The organism is Alcaligenes sp. DN25 (assembly GCF_023674485.1).
GTDB classification, from domain to species: Bacteria; Pseudomonadota; Gammaproteobacteria; order Burkholderiales; family Burkholderiaceae_B; genus Alcaligenes; species Alcaligenes phenolicus.
Map to the genome: position 1 here is coordinate 3,913,516 of NZ_CP098408.1, position 16,666 is coordinate 3,930,181.

Consider the following 16,666-nt stretch of genomic DNA (forward strand, 5'->3'; position numbering starts at 1 on the left):
TTTACCTACAAGGTTGGTCGATCAGTTCTTTTTGGTACTGCTTTTGGTGCTGCGCGTGGCGGTTTTTTTAGCCGCCGTTTTGGTGGCCGCCTTGGCCGCAGTTTTAGTGGCGGCTTTCGCTGCCGTTTTCACCGGCTTGGCTGCTGCCGGAGCACTGGTCTTGGCCGACGTCTGGGCATTGGCAGCTGCCGGTTTGGAAGGTTTGGCCGACGAGCCTGCCGCTTTAGCCTTGCTCGCCTGCTGACGATAATTTTCCACCTGCTGCATTGATGCGGCTGTGGCGGTCGCCATGGCATCAAACTGCTGTTGCAGCATGTTCCACCACGCTTGTGCAGCGGGATTGCCTGCACCGGCATCCTGCTGGGCACCGGGCTGTTTATCTTTTGGGGCGTCCTGCTTGGCAGCCGCTTCGGGCTGTGGCGCAGCTTGTTGTTGAGGCTGTGCCGAAGCATGCTGAGATGCCGTTTGCGATGCCGCTTCCGGCTTGTTGGCCCCAGACTTGGAATCTGAGGCAGCCGCGCTATCCGCCGCTGCCGCCATGGGACTGAAGGCCATAAAGGCTTCAAAGGGATTTTTCCCGCCCGCAGCCTGCGTACCTTGCTGTGCCATGGTCTTGATAGCCGCCAAGGTGGAGCGCTGAATCTCCAGACCCTGGATAGTCGTGCTCAGCATGGACAGGTTCAACTGCAACCAGCTTTCCACGGCACGCAAGTCACGAATACGACGATCCAGATCATCGGGGGACAAGCTGGGCATCATGCCCGAACTCAAATCGCCCGCACCACCGCTGGCCATGTTTTTCCAGGCCTGCGCCATCATGTCCATGCTGCGCAGCAAGGGATTGTTGCCGCCGCCCAGGGCATTGAAATCAGGTATACCAAAAGGATTCGGGTTCATGCGTAGCTCCCATCGGGTTGGTGCCTGCCCGGTGATTCCCAGGTTCAGGCCAGCTGTTCCAGATGCTGCTTGATGCTGTCGATCAGCACCACTTGCGCTTCCAGGGTGAACAAATCTGCTTCTATCATTTGCCAGGCTTCATCCAGCGTCAATAAGCGAAACTCACTAACCTCGCCGTCCATATTGCAGGGCCGTACATCGTCGGCCAGCACGCAATCGCTAACCAGAGCATTTTCCACTTGGTAGCCTTCCGGCAGGCGACGGTGCATGCGCAAGGACACACGCAAGGGGGTGCAATTGTCCAGCACGGACTCGGCCAACCCCGCTTCTTCATAACTTTCGCGTATGAGAGAGGTATGCAGCGATTCACCACTGACCGCCAATCCACCGACCAGCGTGTCCCACATATTCGGGTCTGTTGACTTGGTGGGTGAACGACGTGCGGCCCAGATACGGCCGTCTGTGGACCAGCCATTCAAATGCACGGCTTGCGTCAAAAAGCCCAAGGGCCGTACCGCACCGCGTTCAATGCGCGACAGGCACTGCCCTTCTCCGACCACGTCCAGCAACTCGTCACGCCAGGCCCGAATGCAACCGCCTTCCTGCAAACGCAAGGCGACCTGATCCAGGACCTGAGCCAAGCTCAATTCCTGGCTGGGGCAATCGCTCAGACGCAAGACATCTTCTTCAATCGAGACCCCTGGCAAAGGCTCAATACAACGAGCAGCCTTGGGGGTGATCCATCCGGCAACGCGCCCATCAACAGTGACAGGACGGCTGCCCGGTGGAGGCAATTGTTGCAGCTGACTGGTCAAGCTGGCCATGCGCTGACGCAGGGCCTGAGTAAGTGATCGGTTCTGGAACAAAGTCATAGTCCGCGATTGTAATTCAAGCCTTGCCCCATTACGGCTTTTGTAGCGTTTAGTCCAACCTTGTCTTCTAGGGACATACCCTGCCCTTGAAGGCTAAAGCAAGTTCTATATAATTTCCGTGAACAGATAAGCTACTAAAAACTTCGAGCGGACCAGCACTTAGCTGCGACAAGCCCGCCACTGCAACACAGCAGTTTCTTCCAGCGTTGGATTTTTCGGAGCGTTGACGCAGCCGAACCCCGGTTTGGCATGGCAACACCAAAAGAGGGACAACAATGAAGATGTGGAGAAGTTTATTTGCTCTGACCGCCTGTTCGACGGCAGGGCCAAGCCTGGCTCAGATCACCCACATGGAGGGTGGTCCCCGTGTCAATCAGCTCAATTTGCATAACGGGGTTACCCCCATCGCCCAGGACATTGCCTGGCTGCATTGGATGATGCTGATCATCTGTACCATCATCTTTATTGGCGTGTTCGGCGTGATGTTCTATTCCATCATCCGGCACCGCAAGTCCAAGGGCGCGATTGCCGCCCGCTTTCACGAACACCTGGGTGTGGAAGTGGCCTGGACCATCATCCCTTTCCTGATCGTGATCGGCATGGCACTGCCTGCCACCAAAACCGTGGTGGCCATGAAGGACACCAGCAGCGCCGACCTGACCGTCAAGGTCACTGGCTATCAGTGGAAATGGGGCTACGAGTATCTGGACGGTCCGGCCACGGGTGTGAAATACCTGTCCAACCTGTCCACCCCGCGCGCCCAGATTGAAGGCCGCGAACCCATTGGCCCGAACTATCTGATGGAAGTGGACAAGCCACTGGTGGTGCCGGTTAACAAGAAAGTGCGCGTCATGCTGACGGCCGAGGACGTCATCCACTCCTGGATGGTGCCCGAGTTTGGCGTCAAGCAAGATGCCATCCCTGGCTTTTTGCGCGATACCTGGTTCCGTGCGGACAAGGTCGGCACCTACCGCGGTCAATGCGCCGAGCTGTGTGGCAAGGACCACGCCTATATGCCCATCGTGGTGCAAGTGATGGCGCAAGAAGACTACGACAAGTGGGCCCAGGAGCAGAACGACTTGATGACGGCTCAGGCCGACGATCCCAATAAAGAGTGGACCAAGGACGAATTGACCGAGCGCGGCAAACAGATCTTTGCGCAGAACTGCGTGGCTTGCCACCAGGCCAACGGCAAGGGCGTGCCCGGCACCTTCCCCGCTCTGGATGGCGATACGAAATTTGTGCTCGCCCCCAAGAAAGGCCAGATCGACACGGTGTTGAATGGTCACCCTGGCACCGCGATGGCCGCCTTCCGCAATCAACTGACCGATGTACAGATTGCTGCGGTCATTACCTACACACGCAATGCCTGGGGCAACGCTGGCAAAGGGCCTGACCCTGTCGTGATGCCCGCCGACGTCAAGGAACAGCGCTAATTTTGCGCGCGCCGCCTATCACACTATCAATCTATCCCTGACTACGGCCAGGGGGAGTGCAGCAAGGAGTCAAGCATGAGTAGCGTCACCGTCGACCATGTAGCGAACCCGAGCGGACATGATGATCACCATCATGCCCATGCCACCCCTAGCGGCTGGCGTCGCTGGCTGTTCGCCACCAATCACAAGGACATCGGGACCATGTACCTGATCTTCTCCTTTGTGATGTTGCTGGAGGGCGGTGTGCTGGCCTTGCTGCTGCGTACCGAACTGTTCCAGCCGGGCCTGCAGTTTTTCCGGCCAGAGCTGTTCAACCAGTTCACCACCATGCACGGCCTGATCATGATTTTCGGCGCGATCATGCCGGCTTTTGTGGGCTTTGCCAACTGGATGATTCCGCTGCAAATTGGCGCATCGGACATGGCTTTTGCCCGCATGAACAACTTCAGCTTCTGGCTGCTGCCCGTAGGCGCGATTCTGTTTACCGCGTCCTTCTTTGTGCCTGGCGGCGCGCCTGCCGGTGGCTGGACCATGTACGCCCCGCTGTCCTTGCAAATGGGACCAGGCATGGACTTCACGATTTTCGCGGTCCACATTCTGGGCGCGTCCTCCATCATGGGGGCCATCAATATTGTGGTGACGGTATTGAACATGCGCGCGCCTGGCATGACGCTGATGAAAATGCCGCTGTTTTGCTGGACCTGGCTGATTACCGCTTATCTGCTGATTGCCGTGATGCCCGTGCTGGCCGCTGCCGTGACCATGCTGCTGACGGACCGTCACTTCGGTACACACTTCTTTAACGCCGCCGGTGGTGGTGACCCGGTTCTGTACCAGCACATCTTCTGGTTCTTCGGTCACCCCGAGGTCTACATCATGATCTTGCCGGCCTTTGGCATTGTCTCTGCCATCGTACCTGCCTTCTCGCGCAAAGCCCTGTTTGGCTATGCCTCCATGGTGTACGCCACCGCCGCCATCGCGATTCTGTCCTTCCTGGTGTGGGCCCACCACATGTTCTCCACGGGGATGCCGGTAACCGGGCAGCTGTATTTCATGTATGCCACCATGCTGATCTCCATTCCGACCGGGGTGAAGATCTTCAACTGGGTAGCCACCATGTGGCGCGGCTCGCTGTCCTTTGAAACGCCCATGCTGTTTTCCATCGGCTTTATCTTCGTGTTCACGATTGGCGGCTTTACCGGCCTGATCCTGGCCGTGGCCCCGATTGATATTGCGGTACACGACACCTATTACGTGGTGGCCCACTTCCACTATGTGCTGGTGGCCGGATCGCTCTTTGCCCTGTTTGGCGGTGCCTACTACTGGCTGCCCAAATGGACCGGCCGCATGTACAACGAGCGTCTGGGCAAGATCCACTTCTGGTCCACCATGATCTCGTTCAACGTCACCTTCTTCCCGATGCACTTCCTGGGTCTGGCGGGCATGCCACGTCGTTATGTGGACTACGCCGGTCAGTTCACGGACTTCCACCAGATTGCCACCATTGGCGCCTTCTGGTTCGGTCTGTCGCAATTGCTGCTGATCTACATCGTGATCCAGGCGGCGCGTGGCAAGGGCGAAGTGGCCAGCGCCAAACCCTGGGAAGGTGCCGAAGGTCTGGAGTGGACTGTTCCATCGCCCGCTCCGCACCACACCTTTGAAGTACCCCCTGTCGTCAAGTAACACTGGAGGAACACCGTATGACCCCCGAACAACGCCGTCGCAACCGCCGTCTGGGATTGCTCCTGGCCGTGTTCGTCATTGCCGTCATGGCCTGGACCTTTCTAAAAGGCAGTCAATTTTTAGGACAGTGATATGGATGACGATTTTCGGGACCTCACACGGCGCAAGCTCAGTTTTTTCCAGACATTGAAAGCCATTGCCTGGGGATTTTTTGGAGTCCGTCGTGGCCGCGACCATGAGCAGGACATTGCCAAGATCAATCCGGTCTATCTGATTATTGCCGCCTTGATCGCCACGGTTGTTTTCGTTGTGGGCCTGATTATGGTGGCCCGCTGGTTCATTGGTCAGGCCAGCTGAACCCTGGCCGGATACTGCGCCCAAGGGCACATGACCCGAAGGAGAACACTATGCATGTCGAGACTACGGCTCACCCGTCCAAGGCGCCGTATTACTACGTCCCCGGCTTGTCGGGGCATCCGGTACGCGCCAGCCTTTCCCTGTGCCTGACGCTGTTGGGTGCGGCGACCTGGATCAATAACTGGCCGGGCGGCTTCTGGGTGTTTCTGGTCGGGATTCTCAGCTTCTTGCTGGTGCTGTTCTTCTGGTTCAGCGACGCCGTGCGCGAGTCTGAAACGGGTCTGAACAGCACCCGTGTCGATATCTCCTATCGCTGGAGCATGTCCTGGTTCATCTTTTCCGAAGTGATGTTTTTTGCGGCCTTTTTCGGGGCACTTTGGTATACCCGCGAAATTGCCACGCCGCTGCTCAGCGACCTGGATCACCGCGCCCTGCTCTGGCCTGACTTCACCGGCACCTGGCCGAATCAAGGCCCGGCGGGCACTGTTGCTCCTTTCCAGACCGTAGGCCCGCTGTGGCTGCCTACGATCAACACGGCCTTGCTGCTGACCTCGGGCGTCACCCTGACCATTGCTCACCACGCGCTGCGAGCCAGCAAGCGTAGTAGCGCTATTTTCTGGCTGTTCATGACGGTTGCGCTGGGCTTTGCCTTCGTGGCCTGCCAGGCTTACGAATACATGCACGCCTATGCCGAACTGAACCTGAAGTTCACTTCCGGCGCTTACGGAGCCTTGTTCTACATGTTGACGGGCTTTCACGGTTTTCACGTGATTATCGGTGCCACCATGCTGACGGTGATGCTGATACGGCTGATGCGCGGGCACTTTACCGCCGAGCACCACTTTGGTTTTGAAGGGGCCGCCTGGTACTGGCACTTTGTGGACGTGGTGTGGCTGGGCTTGTATCTGTACGTGTACTGGTTCTAGCCATTCATGCTCCAGGCCCGTGTCTTCGGGCCTGGATTTTTACTTCAAACCAAAGGCACGCCAGTGCTTTCAATCCAACCCAGATGATGGGCCAGCAACACAAACAGAAACAGGGCCACGGACAAGCCCACTCGCCAGGTCAGGGCATAGGCCATGCGATTGGAATTACCCCGGTCCCGCATCAAATACACCAGGGCCGAACCCAGCGAAACAATAATCCCCAGAAACACGATCAGGACTAGCACACGCATTACGTCTCCCCCGCTTCAGGTTGAATGGATGTCCAGCAACAATTCTCGTTCTTCTTCGACTCGATCCCTGCTTGCCCTGGTTTGTCTGGGTTTGCTGATGCTGCTGTTCATTAGCCTGGGGCGCTGGCAACTGAGCCGCGCGCAGGAACGTCAAAGCCTGGCGCAACAAATAGAACAAGGCCGCCAGCAAGCTCCCCTTCATATTGATTCCCAGGCCAGCCTGGATAAAGGTGCCTTGTGGCAGTCTGTCGCGGTGCACGGCTCCTGGCGCAGTGAGTTAACTGTACTCCTGGATAATCGCAATTTCAAAGGTAAGCCGGGCTACTGGATTGCCACCCCTTTTGTGCTGGATGAGGGCGATTTGGCGGGCTCCAGCCTGCTCGTGCTACGTGGTTGGCTGGCTCGCGTACCGGGGCAAACCCCTAGCGTTCCGGCTGCTCCTTCCGGCTCCGAAACCATTTCCGGCGAGTTGATGGAGCGCGTACCGCGTCTGTTTGAGCTGGGTAGCAGCCCCTTGCCTGCACACTTGCCCGACCCGTCTGGCACGCCCCCCGTCGTGCAGAACCTGGCCCTGGAAGATCTGCGCAGCCGTATTGATCTGCCTGTGCTGCCGCGCGTGCTGGCCCAGACGGCTCCCGCTTCGGAGCTGCAAACCAATTGGCCCGACCCGAATATCGACTTTGAAAAGAACCGTGGCTACGCACTGCAATGGTTCGGTTTTGCCCTGATTGCCCTGTGTGCCTGGATCGGTGTAGCGTGGAAATGGCTGCGACGCTCCAGACTCAACTCTGCCCCTACAAGGAAAACCTGACGTGGACACGACTCAACCCCCTACCCGCCCGCGTTCCATGACTCCGCTGTATCTGCTGCTGGCGATCAGTCTGGCGCCGGTACTGTTTGCACTGGCTGCCTACTACATGCCATCACTGGGACTGCGGCCAGACGAGAGCAATGCCTACGGCCAGTTGATTCAGCCTCAACGCAGCGTGCCTGAACCTGCCGCACTGCCCCTGCGCAATCTGCAAGGCGAGGCCTTTGATCTGCAATCGCTGCGAGGCCGCTGGGTGCTGGTCAGTGCCGATGAAAGCGCCTGCCCCGAAAGCTGCGTGCGCAAGCTGTTCATTCTGCGCAACTCCCACGCCAGCCAAGGCAAGAACGTGGAACGCCTGGCACGCGTCTGGTTTGTGACTGACCAGGGCCAGCCAACCGAGCAAATTCTGGAGGCCTATCAAGGTACGCATATGCTGCGCGCCGATCCGCGCCAGCTGGCCGAATTTCTGACTCCTGACGCTGCTGGCAAGGCCCCCGAACAAGCCGTCAAGAATGGCATGTGGATCATCGACCCCAATGGCAACTTGATGATGCTGTTCCCCGGCGATGCCGACCCGCTCAAGGTTCGCACCGATATACGCAAACTGCTGAACAATTCACGCATCGGATAAGTTTATGGCCGATATCCGCCAACGCTACCGCAAGCTGGTTTACCTGACTTGGTTCCTGACCCTGGACCTGATCATGTTCGGCGCGTTTGTGCGTCTGACAGATTCGGGCCTGGGTTGCCCGGACTGGCCCGGTTGCTATGGCAAGCTCACGCCGCTGGGCGCGGGCGCACATATCGAACAAGCCTATCAAGCCATGCCCTATGGCCCGGTCAGTTGGGGCAAGGCCTGGATTGAAATGATCCACCGCTACGTGGGCGCGGCTTTGGGCATGCTGATCATTGCCATTGTCTGGATGGCATGGCGGCATCGCCATACGCTGGGGCATTCGGCCAGGCTGGCGGCTTTCACCTTACTGGCTGTGTGCGTGCAAGGGGCCTTTGGTGCCTGGACCGTCACTCACAAGCTGATGCCCATTATTGTCACCACTCACTTGCTGGGTGGCATGAGCGTACTGGCCTTGATGACCTGGCTGGCCGTGCGCGAAAACCCAGGACCGCCAGTCTCACCTGTAACCCGCCGTTGGCGACCCTGGCTGATCGGGGCCTTTATCCTGCTGACGATTCAGATTGGTCTGGGTGGCTGGGTCAGCACCAACTACGCGGCGCTGGCCTGCATGGACTTCCCGCAATGCCACGGTCAATGGATACCGGAGATGGATCTGCACGGCGGGTTCTCGCTGTTTCGCGCGTTGGGCGAGCTGCCTTCCGGTGAGATGATTTCCCAGGCCGCGCTGACCGCCATCCATTGGGTCCATCGCAATATGGCCTTTCTGGTGTTTCTGGTTCTGGGTTCCGTTGCGTGGAAATTACGCGCCGATCCCATCTTGCGTCGCCCCGCGACTTTGGTGCTTTTGCTGCTGCTGGCCCAGCTCATCACGGGGTTAACCACGATCTTTTTCCAATGGCCTCTTTTGATTGCCGTCCTGCATAATGGGGGAGCTGCCGGTCTCGTTTTATGCTGCGTCACCCTGTTGGTACGGCTTTCCCGCAAGTCGACTGTCCCCCAAGGAATACAGTATGACAAACACCGCTACCCTGGCTCCCGCCTCGCTCCTGCGCCAGTATCTGGTACTGACTAAACCCAGAGTCACCCAGCTGGCTGTTTTCTGTGCCGTTATCGGCATGTTTCTGGCTGCTCCCGGCCTGCCCGATCCGGGCACCGTGGTCGCGGGTACGCTGGGCATATGGATGCTGGCGGCTGCCGCCTTTGCCATCAACTGCCTGATCGAAAGCCAGATTGATGCCCGCATGTTGCGCACCGCTCGACGCGGTACGGCACGCGGCACCATTACCCCGCCGCAAGTGCTGGCCATGTCCGGTTTGTTGGGCGGCATGGGCATGCTGGTGCTGTATTACTGGGTGAACCCGCTGACCATGTGGCTGACCTTGGCCACCTTCATTGGTTATGCGGTGATCTATACCGTGATTCTCAAACCCCTGACCCCACAAAACATCGTGATCGGCGGTTTGTCCGGTGCCATGCCACCTGCTTTGGGCTGGGCCGCCATTGCCAACGCCGTACCGGCTGAGGCCTGGTTGCTGGTGCTGATCATCTTCATCTGGACGCCGCCGCACTTCTGGGCCCTGGCGCTCTACCGTCAACACGACTACCAGCGCTCCGGCCTGCCCATGCTACCCGTCACCCACGGCAAGACCTTTACGACGCTGCATGTGCTGCTCTACAGCTACATCCTGATGGCCTCCAGCCTACTGCCCTTTATCATCCGCATGAGCGGGCCGTTGTACCTGGCTGCGGCTATCTTGCTGGGCGCACGCTTCATTCAATACGCCCACCAACTGCACCGCAACTACAGCGATGAACTGTCTCGCAAGCTGTTCCGCTTTTCCATTATTTATCTGGCGGTCTTGTTTGGGGCATTGCTGCTGGATCACTGGGTGCGCTTGATCTGATCACGCCCAATAAAAAAGCGAGCCGTGATCGGCTCGCTTTTTTTTATGCCTGTCCCTCGGGGGGCTGCGCCTGTCGTACCCAGTCCGGGGGTAAAGGCGGGCCGACAAAACTTTCTGCCTCGCTCAAGGCATGAGCCAAACCAAACAGCGGTGGCAGTTCCTCATGTTGGCGTTGGCCGGACTCGAACTCTTGCCACACTTGATACGCGCGTTGGCGCTGTCGCACCACGGCCTCGATCTTTTCACTGAAGATGGGATCTTTGCCGCGCAAGGTATCGAAATCACGCTCAGTCAGCATCAGCAAGCGGCTATAGCCCAGGGAGCGCACTTCACCAACGTGGTCGCTATGTTCCACGACATTGACTTCACCAATCGTTTGCCCTGTCCCCAGTTCCACCAGGCTACCATCAGGCAAAGTCAGCTCCAGCGCCCCGGACGCCACAAAGAACATGACACGCATGCCACCATAACGCAGATGAATTTTCTGGTCTGGCAGCGCCAGACGTGGGCGTAAACGTCGCGCCAGCTCCTTCTTGGCTTGCTCGGAAATGCCATCGAACATGGGCACCTGGGCAATCAGTTCCATGGCGCTCATGGTCATGTCCAGCGTGGGACGCTCGTCCAGATAACGCCAGCGTTGTGTGATCTGCTTGACCAGATCAGCGTACATCTCGCTGGTAATCAGAGAGTGGGACAACATGGTGCGGTAGTGGGCGCGTTCTTGCGAAGCGGCGACGCGCGCCAAATAGGACTCTTGCAGCCACTGCGCGAACACCGGGTATTGCAGCGTCAAGGAATGCAAAGCGTCTTCCAGTTGAGACAGACGCAACTTGTGAGCCTGCACAATCGTGCCCGTAGCCTGTTGTCCCAGTAAAGGAGCCAGCTCGGTTTCGGCAAAACGTATCAGACGCTGGGCCACCGAGCGCTTGGCGATCAGGTTCGAGAAACGCTTGTCCAGTTCCCGCACCAGCCAGCCTTGCAGGCCAAACAGATAGTGCAAGCGCAAAGCAGACCGGAAACCTCGGGAATAGCGCAAATCATTGGCAATGGCGGCCTCGAAACCGGCCAAGCCAGCCAGACGCACCGTATCATTCATGCGTTCGGCGCGGCTCAACAAGGACTCGGCGGTTTTCCAATCCACAATCTGCGATTTCAGCAGTTCGTAAAACAGCTCCACCTCGCGGGCCGACAGAATCGCCATCCCCATTTTTACTTTCTGTGCTTCGGTCAGGCTTTGGATCTGGCCGGATGCCACACCGGCCTGACTGGCATCGAACACCGTACACAGGCGCTCGATGACCTGTGGCTTGATCTGCTCTTGCCGACCCAGTTCTTCGGTCTTGTCGCGCAGCTCTTCCAAGGCCAGACTCACCGCCTGATCGCGCAAGTGGCGCTCCAGCGGGGTCAGCTGATTCAGGCCTAAACGACGAATCAAGGGGCGTAAACTGATCCCGTTCACAAACAGGGTCAGCAACACAAAGCCCGTGGTGGCCACACCAATGAACTGGCGCACATCATGCGGAATGGCGTGCTGTTCCGTAACCGCCAGGGCCAGTGCCAGGGAAACAGCGCCACGCAGGCCGCCCCACAGAATCACCACCCGATAGGGGCGACTGACTCGGGTGCCAAAGCGGGTGCGCCCCAGCAAGGGCAGAACGGCAAACACCATAACGGCCCGTGCCAGCAAGGTCACCACAAACAGCAAGGCCACCAGGCCGATCTGCATCCAGGTGATTTCAGCCATCAGGCGTGGAATCAGCATGGCGGCAAACAGGAAGATCAGGGAGTTGGCCAGAAAACCCATCTGAGTCCAGGAGCTGCTCAAAAGCTCGAAGGTCGCAGGCGACATGCGGGTGCGGCCTGTCGAGCCCACCACCAGGCCGGAAATGACCGTGGCGACCACACCGGATACGCCCAGATAGTGCTCGGACACAAAAAAGGCCAGGTACGCCAAGGCAATGGTCAGCGTGACTTCAGCAGCCGGCCAACCGCGCAAGAGCACGAACAGGCCGCTAGCCAGACGACCCATCAAGAAACCCGCGACACCACCGCCCAGAAAACTGAACAGGAAGCTGCCCAACACCTTGCTGCCACTTAATTCCCCACCCCCCGTCAGGACTGCCAACAGCACGGAGTACAAGGCAATGGAAGCCGCATCGTTAAACAGAGCCTCGCCTTCCACCAAGGTAGACAAGCGTTTGGGTGCGCCCACTTCACGGAAAATGCCCACCACGGCCACAGGGTCCGTCGTGGCCACAATCGCGCCCAACATCAAACAGACCACCAGACCATAAGACGAAGCCGCGTTCAAGGCGTAGCCAACGGCAAAGGTACAGACCACTACGGCCACGATGGCCATCATCAAGATGGCGCCGATATCGTCGAGCAGGCGGCGCAAGTTCATGGCCAGCGAAGTCTCGAACAGCAGGATGGGCAGGAAAGCGTAGAGAAAGGTCTCGGAGGAGATGTCAAAGGCCTGCAAGGTATCCAGGAAGTCGGACACCATCTTGGGCGCCCAGGCATGCAGGTGTAGCAAAATGCCCAGCGCAAAGCCGATCAAGGCCAGAAGTACGGAGTACGGCAGTCGCAAGCGTCCAGCCAAAGGCGGCATAAAGGCAACCAGCCCCAGCAGGCCTGCCAACCCAAAAACAAACTGCCCAATCTGCATCGCGACATCCTTTGTCATCGGCATTGAGTCGATCGGCATGTACATACGCATTCAGGCATGGGCAGGCCAGATCGGCACGGAAAATCCCCCCGCTTTCCGCATGAATCAGAATAGCGCCTTTTTCCGGACACACAGCCGCCGAATTATCTTTTTCTCGCAAAATTTACGTTTTTTGGCCTATGGACCCGCATTCAGAAACACAAATGGACGGTGATACGGCGGCAAGCCAAAATCTGCGCCAGCGCAAGTTCACGTCTGACATAACTCGTTATACTTTCGCATCATGAATTTCCCGCGCACCTTCCTCGCTGCGACTCACTGGCCCCATCGTCTGGGCCTGTGCTTGTTGTTGCTGGCTGTGGTGCTGCGCGGCATGGTCCCTGCGGGCTATATGCCCAAGCAGACAGATCAGGGGTATGCGCTGGCCTTCTGTCTACCTTCAGGACAAAGCCTTCCCCCTGAAATGATTCAGCACTGGGCGGCCTTGTTAGGAGAGGACACCACGTCCCATTCGGACGAGGCTACCACCAGCGCCACCTGTCCGTTCTGCGTCATGCTGCAAGCCGCATTGACGCCCGCGCCGATTGCTATCGTCACGCCTTTGAGCCTGGGCCAGTTCCGGCCCTTGCTGCTTCCCCCTCTTAGCCCCGCTCTGGCGCAGGCCTTTATTCGTGGCCCGCCTGTGGGGCAACGCGCCCCACCCTCTCTTCTTCCTGCCTGATTCCCCGCGTTCGGCTCTGCCGCCACGCCTTTTCTCCTTTGTTGCCATCGCCCAAGCGGGTTTGCCGCTGGACGACGGCTGCTCTTCGGAATTTAGTCATGAAGAAATTAATAAACCCCGGCCTGATCAGCGCCGGTGTGCTGGCCTGCGTGCCTTCTATTGCCCTGGCCCAATCCACCGTTATTGAACAACTCAGCCCTATCGTAGTGACCGGAGTGGCTCCTGAATCCCCCTTGCAGTTCAGCACCAACCCCAAACTGCCCCGCCTGCCCTTGCCTGCCAGCGACGGCACGGACTACTTGAAAACCATTCCTGGCTTTGCGGCCATTCGTAATGGCGGCAGCAACGGGGACCCGGTGCTGCGCGGCATGTTTGGCTCGCGTCTGAATGTGCTGACCAATGGCAGCTCCATGCCCGGTGCCTGCCCGTCACGCATGGATGCGCCGACCTCCTACATTTCGCCCCAATCCTTTGATGAACTGACCATCATCAAGGGCCCTCAAAGCGTGCGCTGGGGCCCGGGTGCTTCTGCCGGAACGGTACGCTTCGAGCGCAAAGCGCCCGGCTTTACCGAGAACGACGCCACGCTGGACGCCAGTATTCTGGGCGGTTCGGCTGGCCGTCACGCAGGCAATGTGGACTTTGCGGCTGGCAATGCCTCTTACTATGCCCGCCTGACTGCCAATCAAGATCGCGCTCAGGACTACAAGGACGGTGATGGCGAACGTGTGCCCTCGCGCTGGAAGAAATGGAATACGGACGTCGCCATTGGCCTGACGCCGGATGCCGATACCTTGCTGGAGCTCAGTGCAGGCACAGGCGACGGCTATGCCCGCTATGCTGGTCGTGGCATGGATGGCACAAAATTCAAGCGTGAAACCTTGGGTCTGCGTTTCAAGAAGGATATGCACGAAGGCGTGCTGCGCAATGTAGAGGCCCTGCTCTACTACAACTACGCCGATCACGTGATGGACAACTACGGGCTGCGCACCTTCAAACCGGGAGGAGGCATGTCCATGCCTATGGCCTCCAATGTGGACCGCTTGACCTGGGGTGGCCGTCTAAGCATGGACTGGGCCTTGAGCGAGGACCTGACCTTGACCACAGGTGCCGATTTGATGCGCAGCCGCCATCGCAAACGCAGTGGTATGGGCATGCAGGACTACCGCGATCAGGACTGGGTGAAAGATGCCGAGTTCGACAATATTGGCCTGTTCACCGAAGCCCGTTGGGATTTGAACGACGCCAGCCGTTTGATTGGTGGTGCACGCCTGGATTGGGCCAGCGCCCGTGACCTGCGCCCCAGCCTGGGCAGTGGCATGATGAGCAAGCCCAACCCCGGTGCGAACGAGCGCCGTAGAGAAACCCTGCCCAGTGCCTTCCTGCGTATCGAGCATGATCTGGATTCCCTGCCCTTGAGCCTGTACGCCGGTATTGGTCATGTGCAGCGCATGCCGGACTACTGGGAGCTGATTTCCCCGGCCAGCGGCCCGCAAGGCAGCGCCAGTGCCTTCCTGGGCATTCAGCCTGAAAAGACCACACAGCTGGATTTTGGTGCTCAGTACAAGGATGAAACGGTCTCGGCCTGGGCCTCTGCCTATATTGGCCAGATCCAGGATTACATCCTGTTCGACTACCTGCCCGGTGGCATGATGGGCATGAAAACCCAGGCCAGAAACGTCAAGGCCCGCATCATGGGTGGCGAATTGGGTGCGGACTGGAAAGCGACGCCCAACTGGACTTTGGGCGGCAGCCTGGCCTACGCCTGGGGCCGTAACAGTACGGATGGCCGAGCCCTGCCGCAAATGCCCCCGCTCGATCTGCGCCTGACAGCGGATTATGTGCAAGGCCCCTGGTCTGCCGGCGGTGTCTGGCGCATTGTGGCCAAGCAAAATCGCTATTCGCAGGGACAAGGGAATGTGGTGGGTTACGACTTCGGGCCTACAGGTGGTTTCAGTACCTTGTCGCTGTATGGCGGCTACAAGATCAACCGCAATCTGTCCCTGACTGCCGGTGTGGATAATGTGTTCGACAAGACTTACGGCGAACACCTGAATCTGGCCGGGAACAGTGGTTTTGGTTTTGGCGCAGCAAGCCGCTTTAATGATCCTGGCCGCACCGTCTGGCTGCGTGCCGCGTTGACCTTCTGATCGATTTTGCCTACTGGGTCGGGCTGACTCGGCAGGCAAAACAGCTGAAAAATCAGGACAAAAAAAAGGGACACCTAGCTGGTGTCCCGTAAACATCCGCTTCAAAAGGGAGGGGAAGAGGAGAAGCCGAAGCGGATGCGCAAATGCCGAATTGCATAGGTGGCAAAAATCAGCAAATGTATTGTTTAGTCCGCGAAAATCAGCTTAAGTTCTTCGGATTCCCCCGAAAAGTTGTAACTCTTTAAAACGACTCAAGCCGCAGGCGCCAAGGCGACGCGCAGCTTCTTGAACGCCGCCACTTCGATCTGACGGATACGCTCTGCCGACACGCCGAATTCGGCGGCCAGATCGTGCAAGGTGGCACCGCCATCGTCCTGCAACCAGCGGGCGCGCACAATGCGCTGCGAACGCTCGTCCAGCGTGTCGATCGCTTCTTCCAGGCCGCTGCCTTCCAGCATATCCTGGGCACGACGCTCCAGCACGCGTGTGGGTTCCTCGTGTCCTTCATCGGACAGGTAGGAGATAGGCGCGAAATTGTCATCGTCGTCGTTGGCCGGGGCTTCCAGGGCCATATCGTGACCGGACAGACGCACTTCCATCTCGCTGACGTCCTGAGGACGCACATCGAGTTCACGTGCAATCGCGTCTACCTGGGCCGTATCCAGCGTTTGACCGTCCGGACGCATGCGGCGCAGATTGAAAAACAGTTTGCGTTGGGCCTTGGTGGTGGCCACTTTCACCATGCGCCAGTTGCGCACGACATATTCGTGGATCTCGGCCTTGATCCAGTGCACGGCAAAGGACACCAGACGTACACCGCGATCGGGGTCAAAGCGTTTGACGGCCTTCATCAGGCCCACGTTACCTTCCTGAATCAGGTCGGCATGCGGCAAGCCGTAACCCAGGTACTGGCGGGCAATGGAGACCACCAGACGCAGGTGCGACAAAATCAGTTCACGCGCAGCATCCAGGTCATCCTGGTCGCGCAGGCGCTGACCCAGCTCGGTTTCGCGTTCGGCGCTGAGCATGGGCAGGCGGTTAACAGCAGAAATATACGCTTCGATCGTCCCCAGTGCGCCTGGATTAGACACGGCGGCGACGAGTTCATTACCAGACGTCAGGGCCAAAGCGTTCGCTTGTTGTGTCATGGAAAATCCTTCAAAAGTCAGCCGGCGAGAGCACTAAACAAGGCTCTCAAACCGCAGAAAACGTATTTCAACAATCATTGAGTTTAGCACTCGATGGTCTGGAGTGCTAAAAATTTCGAGTACAGGAATAAGAGCGTCGCAGCAAGAAAAAGTTCACTACTTGAGGGAAAACTGCGGCAAATCGGTGGGCAGGACGCCACAAACA

General features: G+C 58.3%; 16 protein-coding genes. 11 read left to right on the forward strand and 5 right to left on the reverse strand.

Annotated elements, in window-relative coordinates:
* Positions 1-21 precede the first annotated feature (21 nt).
* Positions 22-897, reverse strand: coding sequence for a PhaM family polyhydroxyalkanoate granule multifunctional regulatory protein (locus NBV64_RS18030; protein ID WP_250756287.1), 876 nt, complete (start codon positions 895-897; stop codon positions 22-24).
* A gap of 44 nt (positions 898-941) precedes the next feature.
* Positions 942-1,769 carry an NUDIX hydrolase gene (locus tag NBV64_RS18035; protein ID WP_009457498.1) on the reverse strand — a complete coding sequence of 276 codons (828 nt, stop codon included), beginning with the start codon at positions 1,767-1,769 and terminating at the stop codon, positions 942-944.
* A gap of 275 nt (positions 1,770-2,044) precedes the next feature.
* On the opposite strand from NBV64_RS18035, the gene coxB reads away from it, so the two are divergent.
* The 5 genes from coxB (at position 2,045) to NBV64_RS18060 (ending at position 6,171) form a co-directional block, all read left to right on the forward strand.
* Complete coding sequence (coxB, locus tag NBV64_RS18040) at positions 2,045-3,205, forward strand: cytochrome c oxidase subunit II (protein WP_009457497.1); 1,161 nt, start codon at positions 2,045-2,047, stop codon at positions 3,203-3,205.
* A 75-nt stretch (positions 3,206-3,280) separates the two neighbouring features.
* Complete coding sequence (gene ctaD / locus NBV64_RS18045; RefSeq protein ID WP_009457496.1) at positions 3,281-4,888, forward strand: cytochrome c oxidase subunit I; 1,608 nt, start codon at positions 3,281-3,283, stop codon at positions 4,886-4,888.
* Between the two features lie 17 nt (positions 4,889-4,905).
* Positions 4,906-5,019 carry a cytochrome oxidase small assembly protein gene (locus NBV64_RS18050; RefSeq protein WP_009457495.1) on the forward strand — a complete coding sequence of 38 codons (114 nt, stop codon included), beginning with the start codon at positions 4,906-4,908 and terminating at the stop codon, positions 5,017-5,019.
* Position 5,020: 1 nt separating this feature from the next.
* Complete coding sequence (locus tag NBV64_RS18055; protein ID WP_003805158.1) at positions 5,021-5,245, forward strand: DUF2970 domain-containing protein; 225 nt, start codon at positions 5,021-5,023, stop codon at positions 5,243-5,245.
* A 50-nt stretch (positions 5,246-5,295) separates the two neighbouring features.
* Positions 5,296-6,171 carry a cytochrome c oxidase subunit 3 gene (locus tag NBV64_RS18060; RefSeq protein WP_009457487.1) on the forward strand — a complete coding sequence of 292 codons (876 nt, stop codon included), beginning with the start codon at positions 5,296-5,298 and terminating at the stop codon, positions 6,169-6,171.
* 44 nt (positions 6,172-6,215) lie between these two features.
* Here NBV64_RS18060 and NBV64_RS18065 read toward each other — a convergent pair whose 3' ends face one another.
* Positions 6,216-6,422, reverse strand: coding sequence for a twin transmembrane helix small protein (locus tag NBV64_RS18065; RefSeq protein ID WP_009457485.1), 207 nt, complete (start codon positions 6,420-6,422; stop codon positions 6,216-6,218).
* Between the two features lie 28 nt (positions 6,423-6,450).
* Here NBV64_RS18065 and NBV64_RS18070 point away from each other — a divergent pair, with 28 nt between their 5' ends.
* From NBV64_RS18070 to cyoE, 4 genes are read left to right on the forward strand one after another with little or no spacing between them, the layout of a single operon-like run.
* The gene (locus NBV64_RS18070) at positions 6,451-7,233 is read left to right on the forward strand and encodes an SURF1 family protein (RefSeq protein ID WP_009457483.1); all 783 of its coding nucleotides are present in this window, start codon (positions 6,451-6,453) and stop codon (positions 7,231-7,233) included.
* A 1-nt stretch (position 7,234) separates the two neighbouring features.
* Entirely contained in the window at positions 7,235-7,864 is a 630-nt protein-coding gene (locus NBV64_RS18075; protein WP_009457482.1) for an SCO family protein, read from the forward strand.
* A gap of 4 nt (positions 7,865-7,868) precedes the next feature.
* On the forward strand, positions 7,869-8,942 hold the full coding sequence (locus NBV64_RS18080) for a COX15/CtaA family protein (protein WP_022983661.1): 1,074 nt from the start codon (positions 7,869-7,871) through the stop codon (positions 8,940-8,942).
* Complete coding sequence (gene cyoE, locus NBV64_RS18085) at positions 8,881-9,774, forward strand: heme o synthase (protein WP_022983662.1); 894 nt, start codon at positions 8,881-8,883, stop codon at positions 9,772-9,774. The genes NBV64_RS18080 and cyoE overlap by 62 nt, the downstream gene beginning before the upstream one ends.
* A 43-nt stretch (positions 9,775-9,817) precedes the next feature.
* On the opposite strand, the gene NBV64_RS18090 is transcribed toward cyoE, so the two are convergent.
* Positions 9,818-12,442 (reverse strand): cation:proton antiporter, encoded by a 2,625-nt coding sequence (locus tag NBV64_RS18090; RefSeq protein WP_022983663.1) that lies wholly within the window; start codon positions 12,440-12,442, stop codon positions 9,818-9,820.
* 283 nt (positions 12,443-12,725) lie between these two features.
* Here NBV64_RS18090 and NBV64_RS18095 point away from each other — a divergent pair, with 283 nt between their 5' ends.
* Both NBV64_RS18095 and NBV64_RS18100 read left to right on the forward strand, forming a co-directional pair.
* Positions 12,726-13,163: a DUF2946 family protein gene (locus NBV64_RS18095; protein ID WP_060185486.1), complete on the forward strand. Its 438-nt coding sequence runs from the start codon at positions 12,726-12,728 to the stop codon at positions 13,161-13,163.
* Positions 13,164-13,261: 98 nt separating this feature from the next.
* A complete protein-coding gene (locus tag NBV64_RS18100) occupies positions 13,262-15,313 on the forward strand; it encodes a TonB-dependent copper receptor (protein WP_250756288.1) in 2,052 nt (683 codons plus the stop codon).
* 251 nt (positions 15,314-15,564) lie between these two features.
* Here the strand turns inward: NBV64_RS18100 and rpoH are convergent, their stop codons facing one another.
* On the reverse strand, positions 15,565-16,461 hold the full coding sequence (gene rpoH / locus NBV64_RS18105; RefSeq protein ID WP_009457472.1) for an RNA polymerase sigma factor RpoH: 897 nt from the start codon (positions 16,459-16,461) through the stop codon (positions 15,565-15,567).
* Positions 16,462-16,666: the final 205 nt, after the last annotated feature.

Excerpts from the sequence above, each read along its gene's own strand:
- NBV64_RS18080 (WP_022983661.1), top strand. The coding sequence starts at position 7,869 with ATGGCCGATATCCGCCAACGCTACCGCAAGCTGGTTTACCTGACTTGG.
- NBV64_RS18095 (WP_060185486.1), top strand. The coding sequence starts at position 12,726 with ATGAATTTCCCGCGCACCTTCCTCGCTGCGACTCACTGGCCCCATCGT.
- NBV64_RS18090 (WP_022983663.1), bottom strand. The coding sequence starts at position 12,442 with ATGCAGATTGGGCAGTTTGTTTTTGGGTTGGCAGGCCTGCTGGGGCTG.
- NBV64_RS18050 (WP_009457495.1), top strand. The coding sequence starts at position 4,906 with ATGACCCCCGAACAACGCCGTCGCAACCGCCGTCTGGGATTGCTCCTG.
- rpoH (WP_009457472.1), bottom strand. The coding sequence starts at position 16,461 with ATGACACAACAAGCGAACGCTTTGGCCCTGACGTCTGGTAATGAACTC.
- NBV64_RS18055 (WP_003805158.1), top strand. The coding sequence starts at position 5,021 with ATGGATGACGATTTTCGGGACCTCACACGGCGCAAGCTCAGTTTTTTC.
- NBV64_RS18060 (WP_009457487.1), top strand. The coding sequence starts at position 5,296 with ATGCATGTCGAGACTACGGCTCACCCGTCCAAGGCGCCGTATTACTAC.
- cyoE (WP_022983662.1), top strand. The coding sequence starts at position 8,881 with ATGACAAACACCGCTACCCTGGCTCCCGCCTCGCTCCTGCGCCAGTAT.
- NBV64_RS18070 (WP_009457483.1), top strand. The coding sequence starts at position 6,451 with ATGTCCAGCAACAATTCTCGTTCTTCTTCGACTCGATCCCTGCTTGCC.
- NBV64_RS18100 (WP_250756288.1), top strand. The coding sequence starts at position 13,262 with ATGAAGAAATTAATAAACCCCGGCCTGATCAGCGCCGGTGTGCTGGCC.
- coxB (WP_009457497.1), top strand. The coding sequence starts at position 2,045 with ATGAAGATGTGGAGAAGTTTATTTGCTCTGACCGCCTGTTCGACGGCA.
- NBV64_RS18035 (WP_009457498.1), bottom strand. The coding sequence starts at position 1,769 with ATGACTTTGTTCCAGAACCGATCACTTACTCAGGCCCTGCGTCAGCGC.
- NBV64_RS18065 (WP_009457485.1), bottom strand. The coding sequence starts at position 6,422 with ATGCGTGTGCTAGTCCTGATCGTGTTTCTGGGGATTATTGTTTCGCTG.
- ctaD (WP_009457496.1), top strand. The coding sequence starts at position 3,281 with ATGAGTAGCGTCACCGTCGACCATGTAGCGAACCCGAGCGGACATGAT.
- NBV64_RS18030 (WP_250756287.1), bottom strand. The coding sequence starts at position 897 with ATGAACCCGAATCCTTTTGGTATACCTGATTTCAATGCCCTGGGCGGC.